The organism is Salipiger marinus (genome assembly GCF_035481585.1).
In the GTDB taxonomy this organism is placed as follows: Bacteria; Pseudomonadota; Alphaproteobacteria; order Rhodobacterales; family Rhodobacteraceae; genus Salipiger; species Salipiger marinus.
Genome location: NZ_JAYKSL010000080.1, coordinates 1 through 1,231, shown reverse-complemented (window position 1 = coordinate 1,231; position 1,231 = coordinate 1). Strand labels below are relative to the sequence as shown.

Here is a 1,231-nt window from a genome sequence, read left to right as displayed (position 1 = left end):
TGGACTTGCCCGGAAAAAGTGGAGAGCACCAACTGAGGAACCAGGAGGTGTTCTATGGGAAACGGAAACAGGCCGACGCCGGAGTTTCGGAGGGAAGCGGTTAGGCTTGCACTGACAAGCGGCCGGACACGGCGTGAGATCGCAGAAGATCTGGGCATCGGGCTCTCGACGTTGACGCGATGGCTCAGTCGTGAACGGGACGCTGGTGAGCCGGTCGAGGCATCGGTCGACCTGCACGCCGAGCTGAAGCGGTTGCGCCGCGAGAACGCGGTTCTGAAGCAGGAGCGCGATATCTTAAAAAAGGCCGCAGCCTTCTTCGCGAAAGACGCAAGTCGATGAGCTTCGCTTTCATAGAGGCGGAGAAGGCCAGCTTCCCTATCCAGCGAATGTGCAGGGTTCTCGGAGTCAGCCAGAGCGGGTTCTTCGCCTGGAGGGACCGCCCTGCCTGTCATCGCCAGCGGCAGGACATGATCCATCTTGCCCACATCCGAACGGCCTTTGCGCTGTCGAACGGGACCTACGGCAGTCCCCGCATGCACCGTGATCTCGTCGATGAGGGACACCAGATCGGGCGGCATCGCACGGCACGATTGATGCGCGAAAACCAGTTGATTGCCCGCCAGAAGCGCCGGTTCAAGCGGACGACCGACAGTGAACATGCCTGGCCTGTCGCGCCCAACCATGTTGCACAGGACTTCTCGGCGGAAGCCCCTGACAGAAAGTGGGGCGCTGACATCTCCTACATCTGGACTGCTGAGGGTTGGCTCTACCTGGCCGTGATCATCGATCTCTTCTCTCGACGGGTTGTCGGCTGGGCCACGAGTGATCGACTGAAGCGCGGCCTGGCGGTCGAGGCCCTGCGCCGTGCTCTCGCGGCTCGCAATCCGCAGCCTGGCCTGGTCCACCACAGCGACCGCGGCAGCCAATACTGCTCTGTCGAATACCAAGCCGAACTCCGAAAGCGCGGCGTCCTGATCTCCATGAGTGGCAAGGGAAATTGTTATGACAACGCCATGGTCGAGACCTTCTTCAAGACCATCAAGTCGGAGCTGTTGTGGCCAGTCGCCTGGCAATCACGCCAGCAGGCGGAAAACGCCATCGCCAGATACATCGACGGGTTCTACAATCCCGTCAGACGCCATTCATCGCTCGACTTCCAGAGCCCGATCGCCTTCGAGCGAAAGGCTGGGGAAGTGAGCTAAACGCTCTCCACTAAAGCCGGGCAAGTCCA

Annotated in this window: 1 protein-coding gene; it reads left to right on the top strand. The window is 60.7% G+C overall.

The genetic code is table 11. From position 1 onward, the window contains the following. Nucleotides 1–54: 54 nt before the first annotated feature. A protein-coding gene (locus tag VK682_RS27215) for an IS3 family transposase (RefSeq protein WP_380716763.1) occupies nucleotides 55–1,202 on the top strand; the annotation gives its coding sequence in 2 pieces (ribosomal slippage) (nucleotides 55–327 and nucleotides 330–1,202; 1,146 coding nt in all). Nucleotides 1,203–1,231 lie beyond the last annotated feature (29 nt).